17 protein-coding genes are annotated in these 18,946 nt (G+C 68.9%); 10 read left to right on the top strand and 7 right to left on the bottom strand.

Annotated elements, in window-relative coordinates:
- The 4 genes from WBA97_RS21670 to WBA97_RS21655 all read right to left on the bottom strand — a co-directional run.
- Positions 1–1,030 (bottom strand): 2-oxoacid:acceptor oxidoreductase family protein (locus WBA97_RS21670; RefSeq protein WP_424232713.1); only part of this gene is annotated, 1,030 nt, incomplete at its 3' end.
- Positions 1,031–1,093: 63 nt separating this feature from the next.
- The gene (locus WBA97_RS21665; RefSeq protein ID WP_424232712.1) at positions 1,094–3,325 is read right to left on the bottom strand and encodes a (Fe-S)-binding protein; all 2,232 of its coding nucleotides are present in this window, start codon (positions 3,323–3,325) and stop codon (positions 1,094–1,096) included.
- 120 nt (positions 3,326–3,445) lie between these two features.
- A complete protein-coding gene (locus tag WBA97_RS21660; protein WP_424232711.1) occupies positions 3,446–4,324 on the bottom strand; it encodes a bile acid:sodium symporter family protein in 879 nt (292 codons plus the stop codon).
- A 327-nt stretch (positions 4,325–4,651) separates the two neighbouring features.
- Positions 4,652–5,434, bottom strand: a complete 783-nt coding sequence (locus WBA97_RS21655; RefSeq protein WP_424232710.1) for a TetR/AcrR family transcriptional regulator — start codon at positions 5,432–5,434, stop codon at positions 4,652–4,654.
- Positions 5,435–5,516: 82 nt separating this feature from the next.
- Between WBA97_RS21655 and WBA97_RS21650 the strand changes: the two genes are divergently transcribed.
- The 5 genes from WBA97_RS21650 (at position 5,517) to WBA97_RS21630 (ending at position 11,089) form a co-directional block, all read left to right on the top strand.
- Complete coding sequence (locus WBA97_RS21650) at positions 5,517–6,467, top strand: ATP-binding cassette domain-containing protein (RefSeq protein WP_424232709.1); 951 nt, start codon at positions 5,517–5,519, stop codon at positions 6,465–6,467.
- A 115-nt stretch (positions 6,468–6,582) separates the two neighbouring features.
- Positions 6,583–7,368 carry an ABC transporter permease gene (locus WBA97_RS21645; protein ID WP_424232708.1) on the top strand — a complete coding sequence of 262 codons (786 nt, stop codon included), beginning with the start codon at positions 6,583–6,585 and terminating at the stop codon, positions 7,366–7,368.
- Between the two features lie 7 nt (positions 7,369–7,375).
- Positions 7,376–9,742, top strand: coding sequence for a DEAD/DEAH box helicase (locus WBA97_RS21640; RefSeq protein WP_424232707.1), 2,367 nt, complete (start codon positions 7,376–7,378; stop codon positions 9,740–9,742).
- On the top strand, positions 9,739–10,506 hold the full coding sequence (locus WBA97_RS21635) for a hypothetical protein (RefSeq protein WP_424232706.1): 768 nt from the start codon (positions 9,739–9,741) through the stop codon (positions 10,504–10,506). The genes WBA97_RS21640 and WBA97_RS21635 overlap by 4 nt, the downstream gene beginning before the upstream one ends.
- Positions 10,507–10,873: 367 nt before the next feature.
- Positions 10,874–11,089 (top strand): hypothetical protein, encoded by a 216-nt coding sequence (locus WBA97_RS21630; RefSeq protein ID WP_424232705.1) that lies wholly within the window; start codon positions 10,874–10,876, stop codon positions 11,087–11,089.
- On the opposite strand, the gene WBA97_RS21625 is transcribed toward WBA97_RS21630, so the two are convergent.
- Positions 11,070–12,104: an MBL fold metallo-hydrolase gene (locus WBA97_RS21625; protein ID WP_424232704.1), complete on the bottom strand. Its 1,035-nt coding sequence runs from the start codon at positions 12,102–12,104 to the stop codon at positions 11,070–11,072. The two genes, WBA97_RS21630 and WBA97_RS21625, sit on opposite strands and share 20 nt — an antisense overlap.
- A gap of 100 nt (positions 12,105–12,204) precedes the next feature.
- On the opposite strand from WBA97_RS21625, the gene WBA97_RS21620 reads away from it, so the two are divergent.
- Together WBA97_RS21620 and WBA97_RS21615 are read left to right on the top strand one after the other, a co-directional pair.
- Positions 12,205–12,933 carry a class I SAM-dependent methyltransferase gene (locus WBA97_RS21620; RefSeq protein ID WP_424232703.1) on the top strand — a complete coding sequence of 243 codons (729 nt, stop codon included), beginning with the start codon at positions 12,205–12,207 and terminating at the stop codon, positions 12,931–12,933.
- 106 nt (positions 12,934–13,039) lie between these two features.
- A complete protein-coding gene (locus WBA97_RS21615) occupies positions 13,040–14,266 on the top strand; it encodes a glycoside hydrolase family 18 protein (RefSeq protein ID WP_424232702.1) in 1,227 nt (408 codons plus the stop codon).
- Positions 14,267–14,320: 54 nt separating this feature from the next.
- Here WBA97_RS21615 and WBA97_RS21610 read toward each other — a convergent pair whose 3' ends face one another.
- A complete protein-coding gene (locus tag WBA97_RS21610) occupies positions 14,321–14,503 on the bottom strand; it encodes a hypothetical protein (RefSeq protein WP_424232701.1) in 183 nt (60 codons plus the stop codon).
- Between the two features lie 142 nt (positions 14,504–14,645).
- Complete coding sequence (locus WBA97_RS21605) at positions 14,646–15,596, bottom strand: methionyl-tRNA formyltransferase (protein ID WP_424232700.1); 951 nt, start codon at positions 15,594–15,596, stop codon at positions 14,646–14,648.
- Between the two features lie 101 nt (positions 15,597–15,697).
- Here WBA97_RS21605 and WBA97_RS21600 point away from each other — a divergent pair, with 101 nt between their 5' ends.
- The 3 genes from WBA97_RS21600 to WBA97_RS21590 are packed head-to-tail and all read left to right on the top strand — an operon-like array spanning position 15,698 to position 18,657.
- Positions 15,698–17,026, top strand: a complete 1,329-nt coding sequence (locus WBA97_RS21600) for a lysine N(6)-hydroxylase/L-ornithine N(5)-oxygenase family protein (protein WP_424232699.1) — start codon at positions 15,698–15,700, stop codon at positions 17,024–17,026.
- Positions 17,023–17,838 carry a siderophore-interacting protein gene (locus tag WBA97_RS21595; RefSeq protein ID WP_424232698.1) on the top strand — a complete coding sequence of 272 codons (816 nt, stop codon included), beginning with the start codon at positions 17,023–17,025 and terminating at the stop codon, positions 17,836–17,838. The genes WBA97_RS21600 and WBA97_RS21595 overlap by 4 nt, the downstream gene beginning before the upstream one ends.
- A 9-nt stretch (positions 17,839–17,847) precedes the next feature.
- Positions 17,848–18,657, top strand: a complete 810-nt coding sequence (locus tag WBA97_RS21590) for an enoyl-CoA hydratase/isomerase family protein (protein ID WP_424232697.1) — start codon at positions 17,848–17,850, stop codon at positions 18,655–18,657.
- Positions 18,658–18,946 lie beyond the last annotated feature (289 nt).

Here is an 18,946-nt window from a genome sequence, read left to right as displayed (position 1 = left end):
GCACGTCGATCACCAGAAGCGGCAGCTCCTGCATGACCGCGAGACCGATCGTCTCCGCCTTGAGCGCGACACCAGGCCCGGACGTGGTGGTCACCCCGAGCGCGCCACCGTACGACGCGCCGAGCGCGGCGCCGACGCCCGCGATCTCGTCCTCGGCCTGCATCGTGGTGACGTTGAAGTTCTTGTGCTTGGACAGCTCATGCAGGATGTCCGAGGCCGGCGTGATCGGATAGCTGCCCAGGAACACCGGCAGTCGCGAGCACTGGCCCGCCGCGACGATCCCGTACGCCAGCGCCAGGTTGCCGGTGATCTGGCGGTACTCCCCCGGCGGGAACGTGGCGGGCGCGACCTCGTAGGTGGTGGCGAACGCCTCGGTGGTCTCGCCGTAGTTCCAGCCCGCCCGGAACGCCAGCACGTTGGCCTCGGCGATGTCAGGCTTGCGGGCGAACTTCTCACGCAGGAACCGTTCCGTGCCCTCCGTGGGCCTGCCGTACATCCACGACAACAGCCCGAGCGCGAACATGTTCTTGCACCGCTCAGCGTCCTTTTTGGACAGACCGGTGCCGTTGAGCGCACCCTGGGTGAGCGTGGCCATCGCGACGGGCAGCACGTGGTAGGCGGCGAGCGAACCGTCCTCGAGCGGGTTCGCGTCGTAGCCGACCTTGCCGAGGTTGCGCTTGACGAACTCGTCGGTGTTGACGAGCAGCGTCCCGCCCGGCGGCACATCCGTGATGTTGGCCTTGAGCGCGGCCGGGTTCATCGCGACGAGCACGTCCGGCCGGTCGCCCGGCGTCAGGATGTCGTAGTCCGCGAAGTGCAGCTGGAACGACGACACGCCGGGCAGCGTCCCCGCCGGCGCGCGGATCTCGGCGGGGAAGTTGGGCAGCGTGGCAAGGTCGTTGCCGAACGCGGCGGCCTCGGAGGTGAAGCGGTCACCGGTGAGCTGCATCCCGTCACCCGAGTCCCCGGCGAACCTGATCACCACCCGGTCAAGTCGCACCCGTCCAGCGGGCTTTCCTCCGGTGATCACCAGCCCAGTGTCAGTGATCCGGACCGAGCCCGGGACGAATCCAGCTAGAGCGGCCCTCGCCGGCTACTGGGTGGGCTGGCCTCGCTTCACCGACTCCAGGAGCATCTGCGACACGTCCCGGACCTGTACGTCGGTGCCCTTGTCCTCGCTCTGGCGCTGGACGAGGCCGTCGGTGATCATCACGCGGCAGAACGGGCAGCCCGTGACGACCTCCTTGGCGTTCGTGTCCAGTGCCTCGTCGACGCGCTCCAGGTTGATGCGCTTGCCGAGGTTCTCCTCCATCCACATCCGCGCACCACCCGCACCGCAGCACAGCGAGCGGTCCGCGTGACGCGGCATCTCGGTGAGCTCCATGCCGGTCGCGCCGACCAGCTCGCGCGGCGCCTCGTAGACCTTGTTGTGGCGGCCCAGGTAGCAGGGGTCGTGGTAGGTGACCGGCGTGCTGCCCTCCGGGGGCTTGACCGGGGTCAGCTTCTTGTCGCGGACGAGCCGGTTCAGCACCTGCGTGTGGTGCATGACCTCCCAGTGCCCGTTCGTGCCCTCGAACGTCGGGATCATGCCCTCGAGCTGTGGGTACTCACGGGCGAGCGTGTTCATGCAGTGCGGGCAGGTGGTGATGATCTTCCGCTTCTCCGGCTCGCGGCCCTCGAACACGGTGTTCAGCATCTCCGCGGTCTGCTGCGCCATCATCTGGAACAGGAACTCGTTGCCAGCGCGCCGCGCCGGGTCACCGGTGCAGGACTCCTCGTTGCCCAGCACCACGAACTTGACGCCCGCGATGTGCAGCAACTCGGCGGTGGCCCGCACGGTCTTCTTGGCCTGGTCATCGAACGAACCCGCGCAGCCGATCCAGTACAGGTACTCGACGTCCGGCGCCAGCTCACCGTCGTAGATGGGCACCTCGAACGGCAGGTCCTTCGCCCAGTCCATGCGCGCGGAGTTGTTCTGGCCCCACGGGTTGCCCTTGTTCTCCAGGTTGCGGAACAGGGTGCCCAGCTCGGACGGGAAGTCCGACTCGATCATGACCTGGTAGCGGCGCATGTCGACGATGTGGTCGACGTGCTCGATGTCCACCGGGCACTGCTCGACGCACGCGCCGCAGGTCGTGCAGGACCACAGCACGTCAGGGTCGATGACGCCGCCGACCTCGGCAGACCCGACGAGCGGGCGCGCCGCCTGCTCGGGACCGGAGCCGGGGACGCGCGCGAAGCCGGACTCCGGCACCGCGTGGTGGCCGTTGCCCTTGCTGGCCTCGGCCAGTGCGAGCACGTCGACTCCGCTGTGGTCGGGCATCTCCTGCCCGCCGATCAGGTACGGCGCCTTCGCGAACAGGTGGTCGCGCAGGTCCATGATCACGAGCTTCGGCGACAGCGGCTTGCCCGTGTTCCACGCTGGGCACTGGCTCTGGCAGCGCCCGCACTCGGTGCACGTGGCGAAGTCGAGCATGCCCTTCCACGTGAAGTCCTCGATCTTGCCGCGACCGAAGACGTCGTCCTCGCCGGGATCCTCGAAGTCGATCGGCTGGCCGCCGGACTCCATCGGCAGCAGTGGGCCGAGGCCGTCCGGGAGGCGCTTGGTGGAGACGTTGATCGGTGCGATGAACACGTGCAGGTGCTTGCTGTTCAGGATGATGATCGTGAACGAGAGCATCACGCCGATGTGCAGCAGCAGGCCGATGGACTCGACCCATTCCAGCGCCGTGTGGTTCATGCCCTCGAACAGCTCGCCGACACCGAGCGACACCCACGCGCCGGAGTCGTACGGGAAGTAGCCCAGCGCCGCGGCCGCGCCGCGGAACAGGAACATCGTCCAGATGACGTTGAAGATCATGAACAGGATCAGCCATGCGCCGGACGTGTGCGAGCCGTAGAAACGGGACTTGCGCTGCTCGCGCTCCGGGTCGTTGCGCATGCGGATGACCGCGAACGCGACGAGCGACACCACGACCATGACGGCGATGAAGTCCTGTACGAAGCCGAGCACGGACCAGCGGCCGATCAGTGGGATGTGGAAGTCGTGGTCGAAGAGGACGCCGTAAGCCTCGAGGTAGACCGAGGCGAGGATGACGAAGCCCCAGAACGTGAACGCGTGCGCCGCGCCGGGGATGGACCACTTCAGCAGCTTCCGCTGCCCGAAGACCTCTTTGACCTGCGCGAACAGGCGGCTGCCGAGGTGGTCGAAGCGGTCGACCGGCTGACCCGACTTGATCAGGTCGTAGAGGTACTTCGCGCGCCGGCCCGCTACGCCGAGCACCACGACGGTGATCAGCAGTCCGAGAATAAGTCGAACGACCACGAGCTCTCCCGCATCCGGCGACATGACTGGTAAGGCTTGCAAGGGTGTCAGTCTTGCTTGTTACTCGCCAGTATTTCCGATCGGGCCGCGAGTCGCACAGCAGGGTGTGACCTTTACCGCCTACTGGATCGGTGCGGGTTCCCGGTCACGGGCGAACAGGGCGGCGAGCACACCCGCCGGGATGAACATGAGGATGCCGTAGACCGCCGCCGGGACCGCCATCTCCGCGCTGTTCAGCAGCGACGGGGACAGCGCGATCGTGATGGCCAGCGTCGAGTTGTGCAAGCCGATCTCGAACGCGGCCGCGATGGACTGCCGCCGCTCGATCTTCGCCAGGCGGGGCACGAAGTACCCGATCGTGAGGCTGAGCACGCACAGCAGGATCGCGACGAGCCCGACGTCCCGGAGGTATCCGAGCACGTTCTCCCGCTCCTGCCACACGGCGACGACGATCACCGCGACGAGCACCACGATCGAGGCAATCTTGACCGGCCCGCGCATACGTTCCGTGAACTCCGGTGCCTTGTTGCGGATCACCATCCCGATCGCGACCGGCACGAGCACGATCGCGAACACCTGCAGCATCTTGGCCGGCTGGAGCCCGATCGAGTCGTCGCCATCGAGGAACCCGGAGAGCGCCAGGTTGACCACGATCGGCAGCGTCACGACGGCGAGCACCGAGTTGATGGCCGTGAGCGTGACGTTGAGCGCGACATCGCCGCGCGCGAGATGGCTGAACAGGTTCGCCGTGGTCCCGCCGGGTGCGGCCGCGAGCAGCATCATGCCGACGGCCAGCACGGGATCGAGGTCGAAGAGCAGCACCAGCCCGAGACACACCAAGGGCAGGATGAGGATCTGGCAGGCCAGCGCCACAATCGTGGCCTTCGGGTACCGCACAACCCGGGTGAAGTCGGCGACGGTGAGCGACAGGCCCAGCCCCAACATGACGATCCCGAGCGCGACGGGCAAGAAGACCGTCGTCGCCGTCGACGAGTTCATTGACGGAGAGTCACACCAATCGGACAAACAGACAATCAGCCGAAAGGCCGAACGTCCCCACACCCCCACCACCCCTCGCGAGTCCACGGTCCAGAACCCGCGAGTCCACGGTTCGGAACCCGCGAGTTCGCGGTTGGGGACCCGCGAGTCTGCCGTTCGCGACCGCGGAGTCCGCAGTTCGCGGGTACCGGCGACTCCCGAACCACCAACTCACGAGTCCCGAACGGCCAACTCGCGGGTCCTGAACCGTGGACTCGCGGGTTCCGAACCGTGGACTCGCGGGTTTTGGGGCGTGGACTCGCGGGGTTTGGGGCGTGGGGTTGTGGGTTAGTGGCGGGTGTTGATTAGGGTTGATATGCCGTCCAGGATGCGGGCCAGGCCGAATTCGAAGCCGTGGGTCGCGTCGTAGGCGGACTGGTAGGTCTCGCCTGCTACGGCGCCTACGCGGGCTGCTACCGGGTACTTTTTCGGGTCGAAGACCTTTTCCAGTAGTGGGGCGTAGACCGACCACCACTCGTCGTCGGTCTGGCCTGTGTCGCGCGCCGATGACGCTGCCTCCGCGGCCGCGCGGGCGGTGCCCTGGACGTAGACGGCGACCATGCTGACCACCGAGTCCATCTCCAGCTCGGTCAGGCCGATGCCGTCGACGGCACGCAGCTGGTGGTCGTAGTCGGCGATGCTGTTCGGGCCGAGTGGCGGCCGGGACATGGCCATGACCTGCAGCAGCCACGGGTGGCGCCGGTAGAGGTCCCACGCCGACCGGGCCACGGCGGTCAGCTTCTCGCGCCAGCCGCCGTCCACCTCGGCGTGCGCGGCGGAGCCGATCGCGCGGTCGAACATCACGTCGATCAGCTCGGCCTTGGACGGCACGTAGGTATAGAGGGACATGGCGCCGACGCCGAGGCGGTCGGCGACGCGGCGCATGGACACCGCGGCCAGGCCCTCCGCGTCGGCGATCTCGATACCCGCCTGCACGATCCGGTCCACGGTCAGCGCCTGTTTCGGGCCGCGGGACCTGGGCGCGGGCCCGCTCCCCCACAGCAGCTCCATGCTGCGCACCGGGTCGCCCCGGCCGCCGTAGTGCCTGGTCTCGTCGTTGTTTTTCGCCATCGCCGCAACATCCTAGAATCTCCGTACGATGTACGGTAGCGTTCGTTCGTACTTCGTACAGCGTACGACAAGGAGATGACAGGTGAGCCCGACCATCGTCGCCGAGGGACTGCACAAGCGGTTCGGCGACAAGACCGCGCTCGACGGCGTCGACCTGACCGTCGCGGCCGGCACCGTCCACGGGGTGCTCGGCCCGAACGGGGCAGGCAAGACCACCGCCGTCCGCATCCTCACCACGCTGCTGAAACTCGACGCCGGCCGGGCCGAGGTGGCCGGTTTCGACGTCATGACCCGGCCCGACCAGGTGCGCGCGCACATCGGGCTGGTCGGCCAGCACGCCGCGGTCGACGAGGTCCTGTCCGCGCGGCAGAACCTCGAGCTGTTCGGCCGCCTCTACCACCTGAACACCCAGGCGGCCCGGGCCCGCGCGACCGAGCTGCTCGACCGGTTCGACCTCGCGGACACCGGTAAGAAAGCCGTCAGGCAGTTCTCTGGCGGCATGCGGCGGCGCCTCGATCTCGCCGCGAGCCTCATCCTGGCGCCCCGCGTCCTGTTCCTCGACGAACCGACCGCCGGCCTGGACCCGCGTGGCCGCAACGAGGTGTGGGAGGCGGTCCGCGCGCTGGTCCGCGAGGGCACGACGGTGCTGCTGACCACGCAGTACCTCGACGAGGCGGACCAGCTCGCGAGCGTGATCTCGGTCGTCGACCACGGACGGGTGATCGCCGAGGGCAGTCCGGCCACGCTCAAGGCACGGCTGGGCGGCGACCGCCTCGACGTGGTGCTGCACGACGTCGCCGAGCTGGCCGACGCCGCCAGGATCGTCGAGCGGGTGGCGGGTAAGGAACCGGAGACCGACCTCGACAACCGGCTGGTCAGCGCACCCGTGACCGAGCCGCTGGCCGCGCTGGGCGACGCGGTGCACGCACTGCGGGCGGCAGGGCTCGCCGTCGAGGACGTGGCACTGCGCAGGCCCACACTCGATGAGGTGTTCCTGCACCTGACCGGTGACAAGAAGGGGGTGGCGGCGTGAGCGGAGCTTGCGGAGCGAACCATCGACACTCAGGCGGAGCCTGCGGAGCGAACCATCGACACTCAGGCGGAGCCTGCGGAGCGTTCCCTCGCCACGCAGCCGAGGGGGTGGCGGCGTGAGGTACGCCTTCGCCGACGGGTGGACGATCACTCGCCGGGACATTCTGCACTGGACCCGCGACCCGGGCCCGGTGATCATCGGGCTGCTGTTCCCGGTGCTGATGGTCCTGATGTTCGGCTACCTGTTCGGCGGCGCGATGACCGTGCCGGGCGGCGCCGCCGGCTACCGCGAGTTCGTCATGCCCGGCATGTTCGCCATGACCATGGCGTTCGGGCTGGAAGCCACGATGATCGCGGTCAGCACGGACGCGCAGAAGGGCGTCACCGACCGGTTCCGCTCGATGCCGATCGCACCGTCCTCGGTGGTGAGCGGCCGGGCGGGCGCGGACATGCTCAACTCGGTGCTCGGCCTGGCCGTGATCATGGGCGCCGGGCTGCTGATGGGCTGGCAGGCGCACACCGGGCCCGCCGAGGTGCTCGCCGCGGTCGGGCTGCTGCTCCTGCTGCGGTTCGCGCTGCTGTGGGTGGGCATCTTCCTCGGCCTGGTGATCAAGGGCCCGGAGAGCGTAGTGATGGTGCAGATCCTGGTGTGGCCGGTCACGTTCCTGTCCAACACGTTCGTGGCGCCGGGCACCATGCCGGGCTGGCTGGGAACGATCGCGGAGTGGAACCCGTTGTCCTCCACGGTCGCGGCAACTCGCGAACTGTTCGGCAACCCGTCCTGGGGCGCCGACTCGTGGGTCGCCGAGCACGCGCTGCTGATGGCGGTCGTGTGGCCGGTGGCCCTGATCGCGATCTTCGCCCCGTTGTCCGTCCGCCGCTTCCAGCGCCTCTCCCGATAGGAGATCGATGACCGAGGCCGAGTTGCTCGCGCTGCACCTCGTGGCACGCGGCAGGCTGCTGCCGGCCGTGACCGAGGACGGGTACGCCGCGTGGCGGGTCGGACCGCTCGATCCGTCCGATGTGGACCGGATGCGCGTGCTCGGGATCACCCGGGAGCAGCTCGACTCGGTCGCCGACCGGCTGGCCCGCGAACCCGGCGCCACCACCCCGTTCGCCGACCCGGTCCCGCACCACGTGCCCGGGCTGCGGGACTGGGCGGCGGCGATCGCGGCGGAGCACGACCGGGTGGCGCGGGTGTCGCTGCGGGTCGAGATGAGCGATGACGTGTTCACCGCCGTGCTCCAGGTGCACAGCATGACCGAGCCGGGGCTGGTCGCGGACGCGGCCGCGGTCTGGGCGGGTGACGTGTTCGGTCACCAGGAGCGGCTGGACGCCATGATCGAGGTACGGCACGCCGCACAGGTGTGGGCGCCGCTCGCCCGGTTGCTGGAGCTGGCCGTGCCGGAGCGGCTGGACCTGTCCGACGACGAGGTGCGGGACCTGCTCACCGCCGGGGAGCAGGCGCTCACCGCCGCCGGTGTGCCCGTGCACTGGCCGAGGGACGTGGACCGGGACGTGACGGCGGCCGCGGTGGTCGGCGGGCACGAGCTGCCGTCGTTCTTCGAGGGCGTGCTGGACTTCTCGTGGCAGGTCGCGGTCGGCGGCGAACCGCTGTCCGAGGCCGAGATGGACCTGCTCGCCGAGGCACACCGGCCGGTCGTGCGGCTGCGGGACCGGTGGACGCTCGTCGCCCCCGACCTCGCCCGCGTGGCGCGGGAGCGGGTGCTGAAGCCACTCACCGCGGTCGAGGCGCTCGGCGCCGCGCTCACCGGGAAGGCGCACGTCGACGGCGAATGGGTGCCGGTCGCGCCGAGCAGGCCACTCGAGCTGCTGCGGGATCGGTTGTCCACCACGGAAACCGTGGACCAGCCCTCGGCGCTGACCGCGACACTGCGGGACTACCAGCTGCGCGGGCTGCGGTGGCTCGCGCGGATGACCGAACTTGGCCTCGGCGGCTGCCTCGCCGACGACATGGGTCTCGGCAAGACGATCACGCTGATCGCGCTGCACTGTCACCGCGCCGCCGGGCCGACGCTCGTGGTGTGCCCGGCGTCGCTGCTCGGCAACTGGGAGCGGGAGATCCGCCGGTTCGCGCCCGGCGCCGAGGTGCACCGGTACCACGGCGGTGGGCGATCCATCATGGATACCAACGGGTTCGTCCTCACCACGTACGGCACGATGCGCGTGGACGCCGACTCGTTGTCCACAATGGACTGGGATCTCGTGGTGGCGGACGAGGCGCAGCACGTGAAGAACCCGCGGTCGGACACCGCGCGAGCGTTGCGGCGCATCCCCGCGAACGCACGGGTCGCGCTCACCGGCACGCCGGTCGAGAACAACCTGTCGGAGCTGTGGGCGATCCTCGACTGGACCACCCCTGGCCTCCTCGGTTCGCTCGGCGAGTTCCGGACGCGGTGGGCGCAGCCGGTCGAGTCGGGCGACCCGGCCGCCGCGCGTACGTTGTCGCGGCTGATCACGCCGTTTCTGTTGCGGCGCCGCAAGTCCGACCCCGGCATCGCGCCGGAGCTGCCACCGAAGACGGAGACGGACCGGCCCGTCGCGCTGACCCGTGAGCAGGCCGGGCTGTACGAGGCGGTGGTGCGCGAGACCATGGCGCGGATCAGCGAAAGCACCGGCATGCAACGGAAAGGGCTCGTGCTCAAGCTGCTCACCGCGCTCAAGCAGGTGTGCAACCACCCGGCCCAGTACCTCGGCGAGCAGGACGCCCGCCTGTCCGGCCGGTCCGGGAAGCTGGAGCTGCTGGACGAGCTGGTCGACACGATCCGCGCGGAAGGCGGCGGGCTGCTGGTGTTCACGCAGTACGTCACGATGGCCAGGTTGCTGGCGCGGCACCTCGGCGAACGCGGCGTGCCGACACAGCTCCTGCACGGCGGCACCCCGGTGCGGCAGCGGGACGAGCTGGTGCGGCTGTTCCAGGAAAGCGAGGAGCCGCCGGTGTTCCTGCTGTCGCTCAAGGCGGCGGGCACCGGGCTGAACCTCACGCGTGCCGATCACGTCGTGCACTACGACCGCTGGTGGAACCCGGCGGTCGAGGCGCAGGCCACCGACCGGGCGTACCGCATCGGGCAGGACCGGCCCGTCCAGGTGCACCGGCTCATCGCGGAAGGGACGCTCGAGGACCGCATCGCCACCATGCTGGCGGCCAAGAAAGAACTCGCCGATGCCGTACTGGGCAAGCAGGACGGCGCGGAACTGACCGAACTGTCCGACGCGCAGCTTGCCGAGCTGGTGGCACTCAGGGAGGCACCGTGACGACGCCGGCGGGCATCGGCTTTCCCGCTTTTCCGGTCACCGCGAGGAAACCCGGCCGGTTCGCGCGGACATGGTGGGGCAACGCGTGGTTGCGGGCGATGGAGGACACCTCCCTCGACCTCGCGCAGCTCAAACGCGGCCGCAAGTTCGCCTACGCGGGCCTCGTCGGGCCGATCACGGTCAGCGCGGGCCGCATCGCCGCACAGGTGACGAGCGACGATGGTGAGGTTTACCACACCGTCGTGCTCGTCGACCGGCTGTCCGACGCGCAGTGGCGGCGGTTCCTCGACGAGGTCGCCGACAAGGCCGGCCATCTCGCCGCGCTGCTCGACCGGGACATGCCACAGGATCTCGTCGAGGCCGCGGCGGACGCGGACGTCCCCATGCTGCCCGGAATCGGCGACCTGCAACCGGAATGTGACTGCGAGGGCTTCGAACTGCCGTGCACGCATGCGGCCGCGTTGTGTTTCCAGGCCGCGTGGCTGCTCGACGCGGACCCGTTCGTGCTGCTGCTGTTGCGCGGCCTCGGCCAGGACGATCTGACCGATGAGCTGCGCCGCAGGGCCGCGGCACGCACGCGCCCCGCGCCCGCGCCCGTGCGGGATCCACAACCGCTGCCGCCACTGCCGCGGGTGACGGGACCGCCGCGAAGACTCGTGGTACCGCCGGCGCCGGGCATCGACGCCGGCGAACTCGCCGCGGTCGCGGCCCGTGCCGCGGAAAAGGCGAGAAATCTTCTCTCTGCCAGCGAATCCGAATACTGAGAGTGACGTTACAGGAGTGTCCCCCAATGTGATGACGACGTGAACCTGCCACACCGGGTGATCGTCCGAATCCGGAACGTACCTCATCCCAATAACCGTGAAAGCTGGGAATAACCTGAGGGTGTAAAACTATAAAGCCACGTTCACCTGGCGATAAGGGGCCTTTTCCGCTTATGTGTTACCGTCGGTCATGCCAGTACAGGGGTGGTGTGAAGCCCTCAACTGGTGTCAGGATGCCCTTCGCCGGGAGGCTTCCCCGGCCGATCGTGACGTTTGGACCCCCGATTACCGAGTGACACGATCAGCGATGGCGCTGCCGTAGGTGGCCTTCGACGCCACTCGCGGTATGCAGGCAGAAAGGCTTCGCATGACCTGGGCACGACACGCCAGCCCGACGCTTGAGCAAGGCCGCTTCGCCGAAGCGCGGGCGAGCGAGAGAGTCCACTACGCCATTCAGAACCGCAAGGCGGCACTCACGGTTGCCGGTCACGCGTCCGACGCACAGGACTGCGCGAACCTGCTCGCGATGCTGGGTCTCGACACGCTGGACGAGAACGGGGCCATCAAGGTCCCGGCGGAGTGATCGAGTACTCGACCACTCCATCCACTGTGGATGACTGAAGTTCGCCCCGCACGACCAGCACATCGAGGTGTGCCGCGGTTTCCCCCGCCGCGAGCGTCTTGTTGAACAGGTCGAGTTCGTCGTACCGGCGGTGCCGACGGGTCCACCCCAGCCGCTGCGCCGCGTCGAACGCGGTGCCCGCCCCGTCGCGCACCGCCGCGAGCGTTTCGGCGAGCCGGTCCTCGTGATGTGCCAGTAGCTCGTCCACCCGCGTGTGCACGCTGGGTGTGACGGGCCCGTGCGCGGGCAGTAGCCGCAGGTCCGGGTAGGACCGCACGAGGCGCAGGCTGTCGAGGTAGTCGCCGAGCGGCAACTTCGCGGGCGCGGGCTGGAACCCGATCGACGGTGTGATGTGCGGCAGCACATGGTCGCCCGCGAACAGCACGCCGGCCTGCTCGTCGGCGAAGACGACGTGCCCCTGGGTGTGACCGGGCGTGGGAAGAGCCACGAGCGTGCGGTCACCGAGGTCGATCTTGGTGGTGCCGTCGAGCCACTCGTCCGGCTCCTCGTAGCGAGCGGGCGCCTCCCGCTCGTCCTGCTTGACGAACGACTCCTGCCACTCCGTCATCAGTGGCGACGCGCCCCAGCGGACCATCTCACCGATCTGCCCGTCGAGGCGCCGGGCCATGATCCGCTCCAGCGACGGCTGCTCCCCGATCCCGAGCGCGATCTTGCTGCCGTAGATCCTGCGGAGCGCGACACCGAGCGTGTAGTGATCGCGGTGCACGTGCGTGACGAGGAACCGCTGGATGTCGCCGAACTCATAGCCGAGCGTGCCGAGCGCCTCCTCAAGCTGCCGCTCCGCGACCTCGAGCGCCCACCCGGAGTCGATGAGGACCAGACCGTCCCCGGACTCGATCGCGTAGACGTTCACCGCACGCAGCCCGTCGGTGGGCAGGGGCAGTGGGATGCGGTGCACGCCGGGGACCACCTCGTACGCCCCGGGCTCGACCCACGCGTGCCGGTCCTCCGCCATGGCCACCTCCTCGTTAGCTAACCGAACTTAACAAATCTCGGTTCACTTCCGAGCCACGGACGTGCCCAAGGCCACGCACGAACGTGGCTATGGTTCGGTGATGGCTGACGCAATCTATGCCGACCGTCGCCTTACGCCCGTCTACGACGCGCTGGAGGGAGACCGCGGCGATCTGCCTGCCTATCTCGCCATCGCCGACGAACTGGGCGCGGAACGGGTGCTCGATGTCGGCTGCGGGACGGGCAGCCTGGCGATCGTGCTGGCCGAGAGCGGTCGCACGGTGGTTGGCGTCGACCCGGCCGAGGCCTCACTCGACGTCGCGCGTGCCAAGGATCGAAGCGGGCGGATCACCTGGATGCACGGGGACGCCACCGCGGTGCCCGCACTCGGCGCCGATCTCGCGGTGATGGCGGGCAACGTGGCACAGGTTTTCCTCACCGGCGACGACTGGTCGCGGACTCTCCTCGGCATCCATGCCGCGCTGCGACCCGGCGGCTGTCTCGTGTTCGAGACCAGGCGCCCGGAACGAAGGGCCTGGGAGGACTGGGCCGCCGACACCGGCCGGACCGTCGACGTGCCGGGGGTCGGCACGGTGGAGCAGCACATGGAGGCCATCGAGGTGAAGCTCCCGTTCGTCTCCTTCCGCTTCACCTACCGGTTCCTCGCCGACGGCGCGATCCTCACCTCGGACTCGACGCTCCGGTTCCGCGACCGCGACGAGGTGGCGGAGAGCCTGGTCGCCTGCGGTTTCCGCGTGCTGGACGTGCGGGAGGCCCCTGACCGGCCAGGACGCGAGTTCGTGTTCGTCGCGGAGCGCGTGGCGGCCTGACAGTTGCCAATTGGTCCGTACCACTTGACGGGACGTGGTCTAGACCACATAGTGGACAGTGGATCTCCGTTCATGCGCTGGACCCCCTGCATCCACGAGGAGAACGATGTCCCGCAAACGATGGCGTCTGCCCGCCCTACTGGCCCTGGTGGCCACCACGCTCGGCCTGGTGGCCGCCCCCGCACAAGGTTCCGAGGAATCCACGCCCGCCGCGTCGGTGGCGGCGGGAGGGGTCAACCTCGGTTACTTCGTGCAGTGGGGCGTCTACCAGCGCAACTACCACGTCAAGAACATCGAGACCTCGGGCTCGGCGGACAAGCTGACCCACATCAACTACGCGTTCGGTAACGTCACGAACGGCCAGTGCGCCATCGGTGACGCGTACGCCGACTACGACAAGTTCTACGACGCGGCGTCCAGTGTGGACGGTACGTCCGACACCTGGGACGCGGGCGCGCTGCGCGGCAACTTCAACCAGCTGCGCAAGCTGAAGGCCATGCACCCCGGGCTGAAGGTGCTGTGGTCGTTCGGCGGCTGGTCCTGGTCGGGGGGCTTCGGCCAGGCCGCGCAGAACCCGGCCGCGTTCGCGGAGTCGTGCTACAACCTCGTCGAGGACCCGCGCTGGGCCGACGTGTTCGACGGCATCGACATCGACTGGGAGTACCCGAACGCCTGTGGTCTGCAGTGCGACACCAGTGGGTTCGCGTCCTTCAAGAACGTGATGGGCGCGATGCGGGCCAAGTTCGGCTCCGGCAACCTGGTCACGGCCGCGATCACGGCCGACGGCTCGGACGGCGGCAAGATCGACGCGGCCGACTACGGCGGCGCCGCGGCGCACGTCGACTGGTACAACGTCATGACCTACGACTACTTCGGCGCGTTCGACGCGGACGGTCCCACGGCCCCGCACTCGCCGCTGACCAGCTACGACGGCATCCCGGCGGCGGGCTTCAACTCCGACGCGGCGATTCAGAAACTCAAGAGCAAGGGTGTTCCGTCCTCGAAGCTGTTGCTGGGCATCGGGTTCTACGGCCGCGGTTGGACCGGGGTCACCCAGAGCGCGCCGGGTGGCGCGGCGACCGGACCGGCGCAGGGCTCGTACGAGCCGGGCATCGAGGACTACAAGGTGCTCAAGAACAGTTGCCCCGCAACGGGATCCGTGGCGGGCACGGCGTACGCGTTCTGCAACGGGCAGTGGTGGAGCTACGACACCCCGGCCACGATCGGCGGCAAGATGGACTACGCCGCCCAGCAGGGCCTCGGCGGCGCGTTCTTCTGGGAGCTCTCCGGCGACACCGGCAACGGTGAGCTGATCTCCGCGATGGCGGGCTGACGCCTCACGCACTGAAGGGCACCCTCGGGACGGTCAACGTCCTGAGGGTGCCCTTCATGGCATCCGGGGGTCGCGGATGTCGCGGTAGCTCTCGGCGAGCGGGTTGCGGCCGGAGCGCACCACAAGGGCGGCGAGCAGGCCGACGACACCGCCGATCATCAGCGCGAGCAGTTGCAGGACAAGACCGACGATGAAAGCGGCGACGGCGAGGACGCCGACGACCCACCGGATAGCCATGTCACTCCCAGACACCAGAAATGTGGGCGCGAAAGCGCGCAGTACTTGGCTTTTCGGCGTCGCCCGCGAAAGTGTTACCGAGAGTGCCGGCTTTCACTTTCCGTGATCAAGTGGTGTCGTCCGGTGGGAGTGACCGGCCCGCTCAGCCCTGCGGGAATCCGCGCAGGTAGCCGCCCATCGTGCGGAAGTACTCCGTGGCCGCGAGTTCCGTGCCGTCTTCGAGGCGGAGGGTGCGCAGCACGAGCCCGTGGTTACGGCCGTAGCGCGCGTCGGCGCCCGCGACGATCACCACGCCGTCGCCTTCCTTGATGAAGATCCGGCCCGGGGTGCCGCCGTACCGGCCGGTCGACACCGCGGCCGACAGGACCCTCAGCCGGGTCGAACCGTGGTAGGTGAAGGCGTTCGGGTACGGGTCGGACTGCGCACGCACGAACCGCTCCAGCTCCTCCGCCGTCCACGTCCAGTCGATACGACTGTCCTCAATGGACCGCTTGTGGAAGAAGGATGCCTTCGACGGGTCCTGCTTCGTGAAGTCCGTGTCGCCGCGAGCGATGCGGGCCAGGCCGTCCACCACGATCGGCGCGATCAGGTCCACCGTCTTGTGGAACAGGTCGGTCGCGGTGTCCGAAGGGCCGACCGGCACCGACCGCTGCAGCACGATGTCGCCCGCGTCGAGGTCGTCGTTCATCATGTGCGCGGTCACGCCGACCTCGGACTCGCCGTTGATGAGTGCCCAGATCACCGGCGCGAAACCCGCGTACGCGGGCAGGAGCGAGTCGTGCACGTTGAGCGTCCCGCGCGGGGGTGCGTTGAAGATGTGCGGCGGGAGCCACGTGCGCCAGTTGTTCGCGACGATGATGTCCGGCTCGGTCTCCTTCAACGCACGCACGACCTCCTCGTCCGGCCGGTTGCGCATCACGACCGGAACGTCGTGCGCCGCGGCGAGGTCGGCGACCGAGTCGCTCCAGATCGACTCGTACGCATGGTCACTCGCCGGGTGCGTCACGGCCAGCACCACCTCGTGCTCGGACCCGAGCAGCGCCTCCAGGGTGCGGTGTCCCCAGGTCTGGTAACCGAACAGCGCCACGCGCATGACTACTCCCCGTCCTTGGTGATATCCGTCTAGTTAAGCGAGGCTATCTTTAGCCGGTCGCGTTAGGTTAGCCTTACCTTCAAGTCGAGGAGAGGACGGTAATGCCAGAGGAACTCGCCGAGCAGCCCGACTTCTACGACGTGGTCGGCATCGGCTTCGGTCCCGCCAACCTCGCCCTCGCGATCGCGGCGACCGAACACAACGCCCGGCATGACGCCCACCCCGTGCGGAGCCTGTTCCTCGAGCGGCAACCCCGCTTCGGCTGGCACCGCGGCATGCTCATCGACGACGCCACGATGCAGGTCTCGTTCCTCAAGGACCTCGTCACGCTGCGGAACCCGACCAGCGACTTCAGCTTCCTCTCCTACCTGCACAGCGAGGACCGGCTCGTCGACTTCATCAACCAGAAGTCGTTGTTCCCGCTGCGCATCGAGTTCCACGACTACCTGGCATGGGCGGCGGCCCGCTTCGCCGACGAGGTGCGCTACGGCCACGAGGTCGTCGAGGTCACCCCGGTGTCCGACGGCGGCACGGTCGAGTTGCTCGACATCACCGCCCGGCGCGCCGACGGCACCACGACCACGATCCGCGCCCGCAACCTCGTGTTCGGCATGGGCCTCACCCCGTACCTGCCCGACGGCGTGACGATGTCGGAACGCGTGTGGCACAACAGGGATCTGCTCGACCGCGTCGAGCTGCTGCGGCGCTCCACCGCGTACCCGGCGCCGGTCCGGTTCGCGGTGGTCGGCGCGGGCCAGAGCGCGGCCGAGGTCACCAAGTACCTGCACGACACCTTCCCGCAGGCCGAGGTGTGCGGAGTGTTCTCCCGCTACGGCTACAGCCCGTCGGATGACAGCCCGTTCGCCAACCGCGTGTTCGACCCGGCCGCCGTCGACCACTTCTACGAGGCGTCGCCAGAGGTCAAGCAGCTGATCATGGACTACCACGCCAACACGAACTACTCGGTCGTCGACACCGACCTGATCGAGGAGCTGTACCGGCGGACCTACCAGGAGAAGGTGCTCGGCACACAGCGGCTGCGGCTGTTCAACGTGTCCAGGGTGGCGGAGACGGTCGAGACCGGCGATGGCGTGCGCGCCACGGTCGAGTCGCTGACCACGCATGAGAAGACCGTGCTGGACTGCGACGTCATCGTGTACGCCACCGGCTACCGGCCCAACGACCCGCTCGGGCTGCTCGGCGATCTCTCCGCGCTCTGCCACCGCGACGACGCGGGCCGTCCCGACGTCGCCCGCGACTACCGCGTGCACACCGACGACGAGCTGCGGGCCGGGCTCTACCTGCAGGGCAGCACCGAGCACACACACGGCATCTCGTCGTCGCTGCTGTCGGCCACCGCGGTGCGGGCGGGCCAGATCCTCGACTCGATCCTCACGCAGATCCCGGCGCAGCTGGTCAGTGCCCGATGACGACCACCGAGGCGGCGGTCCAGCCGTACACGCTGTTCCGCGTCGAGGTCGTCCGATCCGAGCGGATCAGCCCGCGAATGCTGCGGGTCACGTTCGGCGGCCCCGACCTGGCCCGGTGCGCCAGCGCGGGCCACGACCAGCGGATCAAGCTGTTCTTCCCGCTCGACGGCCAGACCGAACCCATCGTGCCGGCGGGCCCGGGCTGGTTCGGTGAGTTCCGCGCGATGCCCGACGACCTCCGGCCGCCGATCCGCACGTTCACGATCAGCGGGTTCCGCACCGGGCAGCGCGAGCTGGACGTGGACTTCGTCCTGCACGGCGACCTCGGACCCGCGTCGCGCTGGGCGGGCGGCGCCAAGCCGGGTGACCGGATCGCGATCCTCGCGCCGGACGCGCGGCACACGCCGATCACGGGCTACGAGTACAAGCCCGGCGCCGACACCGACTGGACGCTGCTGGCGGGTGACGAGACGGCGCTGCCCGCGATCGCCGGGATCCTGTCCGCCATGCCGGACGACCGGCACGCGATGGTGTTCCTGGAGGTCTCCTCGCCGCGCGAGATGCGGCCGCTGGACTGCGCGGCCAGGGTGCACGTGACGTGGCTGTCGCGGGGCGGCGCGCCGGCTGGCGGCGGTGCGCTGCTGGACGCGATCACGCGGACGGAGTTCCCCTCGGGCCGCCCGTACGCGTGGGTGGCGGGCGAGTCGGGCGCCGTGGTGGCGCTGCGGCGGCACCTCGTGCGGGAGCGCGGGCTCGACAAGAAGGACGTGTACTTCTCGGGTTACTGGCTCCTCGGCGGTGCGATCGAGTAGGCATGTGGAGTGCATGACTACTCCACACAGTTCCCGACACTGCGGTTCGCCGATCTCGGCGACGGCGTGCTCGAGGTCTCCATGTCCGCGCCCGGCAGGCTCAACGCCGTCGGCCACGAGGGCCACCGCGAGCTGGCCGAGGTCTGGCAGGCCATCGACCGCGACCATGACGTGCGCGTCGCGATCATCCGCGGCGAGGGCGGGGTGTTCTCCTCCGGCGGCGACCTCGACCTGGTCAGCGACATGGCGAACGACTTCGAAGTCCGCATCCGCGTGCTGCGCGAGGCCCGCGACCTCGTCTACAACGTGATCAACTGCTCGAAGCCGATCGTGTCCGCCATCGAGGGTCCGGCGGTCGGCGCCGGTCTCGTGGTCGGCCTGCTGGCGGACGTGTCGATCGCGGCGCCCGACGCGCGGATCATGGACGGGCACACCCGGCTCGGCGTCGCGGCCGGTGACCACGCGGCGATCGTGTGGCCGCTGCTGTGCGGCATGGCGAAGGCCAAGTACCACCTCCTGACCTGCGAACCGGTGTCCGGCGAGGAGGCGGAGCGGATCGGGCTGGTGTCGCTGTGCGTGCCGCAGGACGAGCTGCACGACCGCGCCCGCAAGGTGGCCACGCGGCTGGCGCACGGATCCCAGTCGGCGATCCGGTGGACGAAGTACGCGCTGAACAACTGGCTGCGGCAGGCGGGCCCCATCTTCGACACGTCGCTCGGCCTGGAGTTCATGGGCTTCGCGGGCCCGGACGTCCACGAGGGCGTCGACGCCATCCGCAACAAGCGACGCGCGAACTTCACCGGCCCCGCCTCGGAGTAACCCCCCAACCAAACCCAGACCCCGCGAGTCCACAGTTCAGACCCCGCGAGTCTTCGGTTCGGAACCCGCGAGTCCACGGTTCAGAACCCGCGAGTCTTCGGTTCGGGACCGCTGAGTTTGCCGTTCGGGACTCCTGACGGCTGGCGTCTATCGGTGTCTGAGGTGAACCGTCAACTCGCGGGTTCCGAAGCCCCAACTCGCAGGTCCCCAACCGTGGACTCGCGGGTCCCCAAACCCCAACTCGCAGGTCCCCAACCGTGGACTCGCGGGTCCCCAAACCCCAACTCGC

The sequence above is a fragment of the Actinophytocola sp. genome, from assembly GCF_049647105.1.
Lineage (GTDB): Bacteria > Actinomycetota > Actinomycetes > Mycobacteriales > Pseudonocardiaceae > Actinophytocola.
The sequence above is the reverse complement of the archived record's forward strand: the minus strand, read 5'-3'. Positions and strand labels throughout refer to the sequence as shown.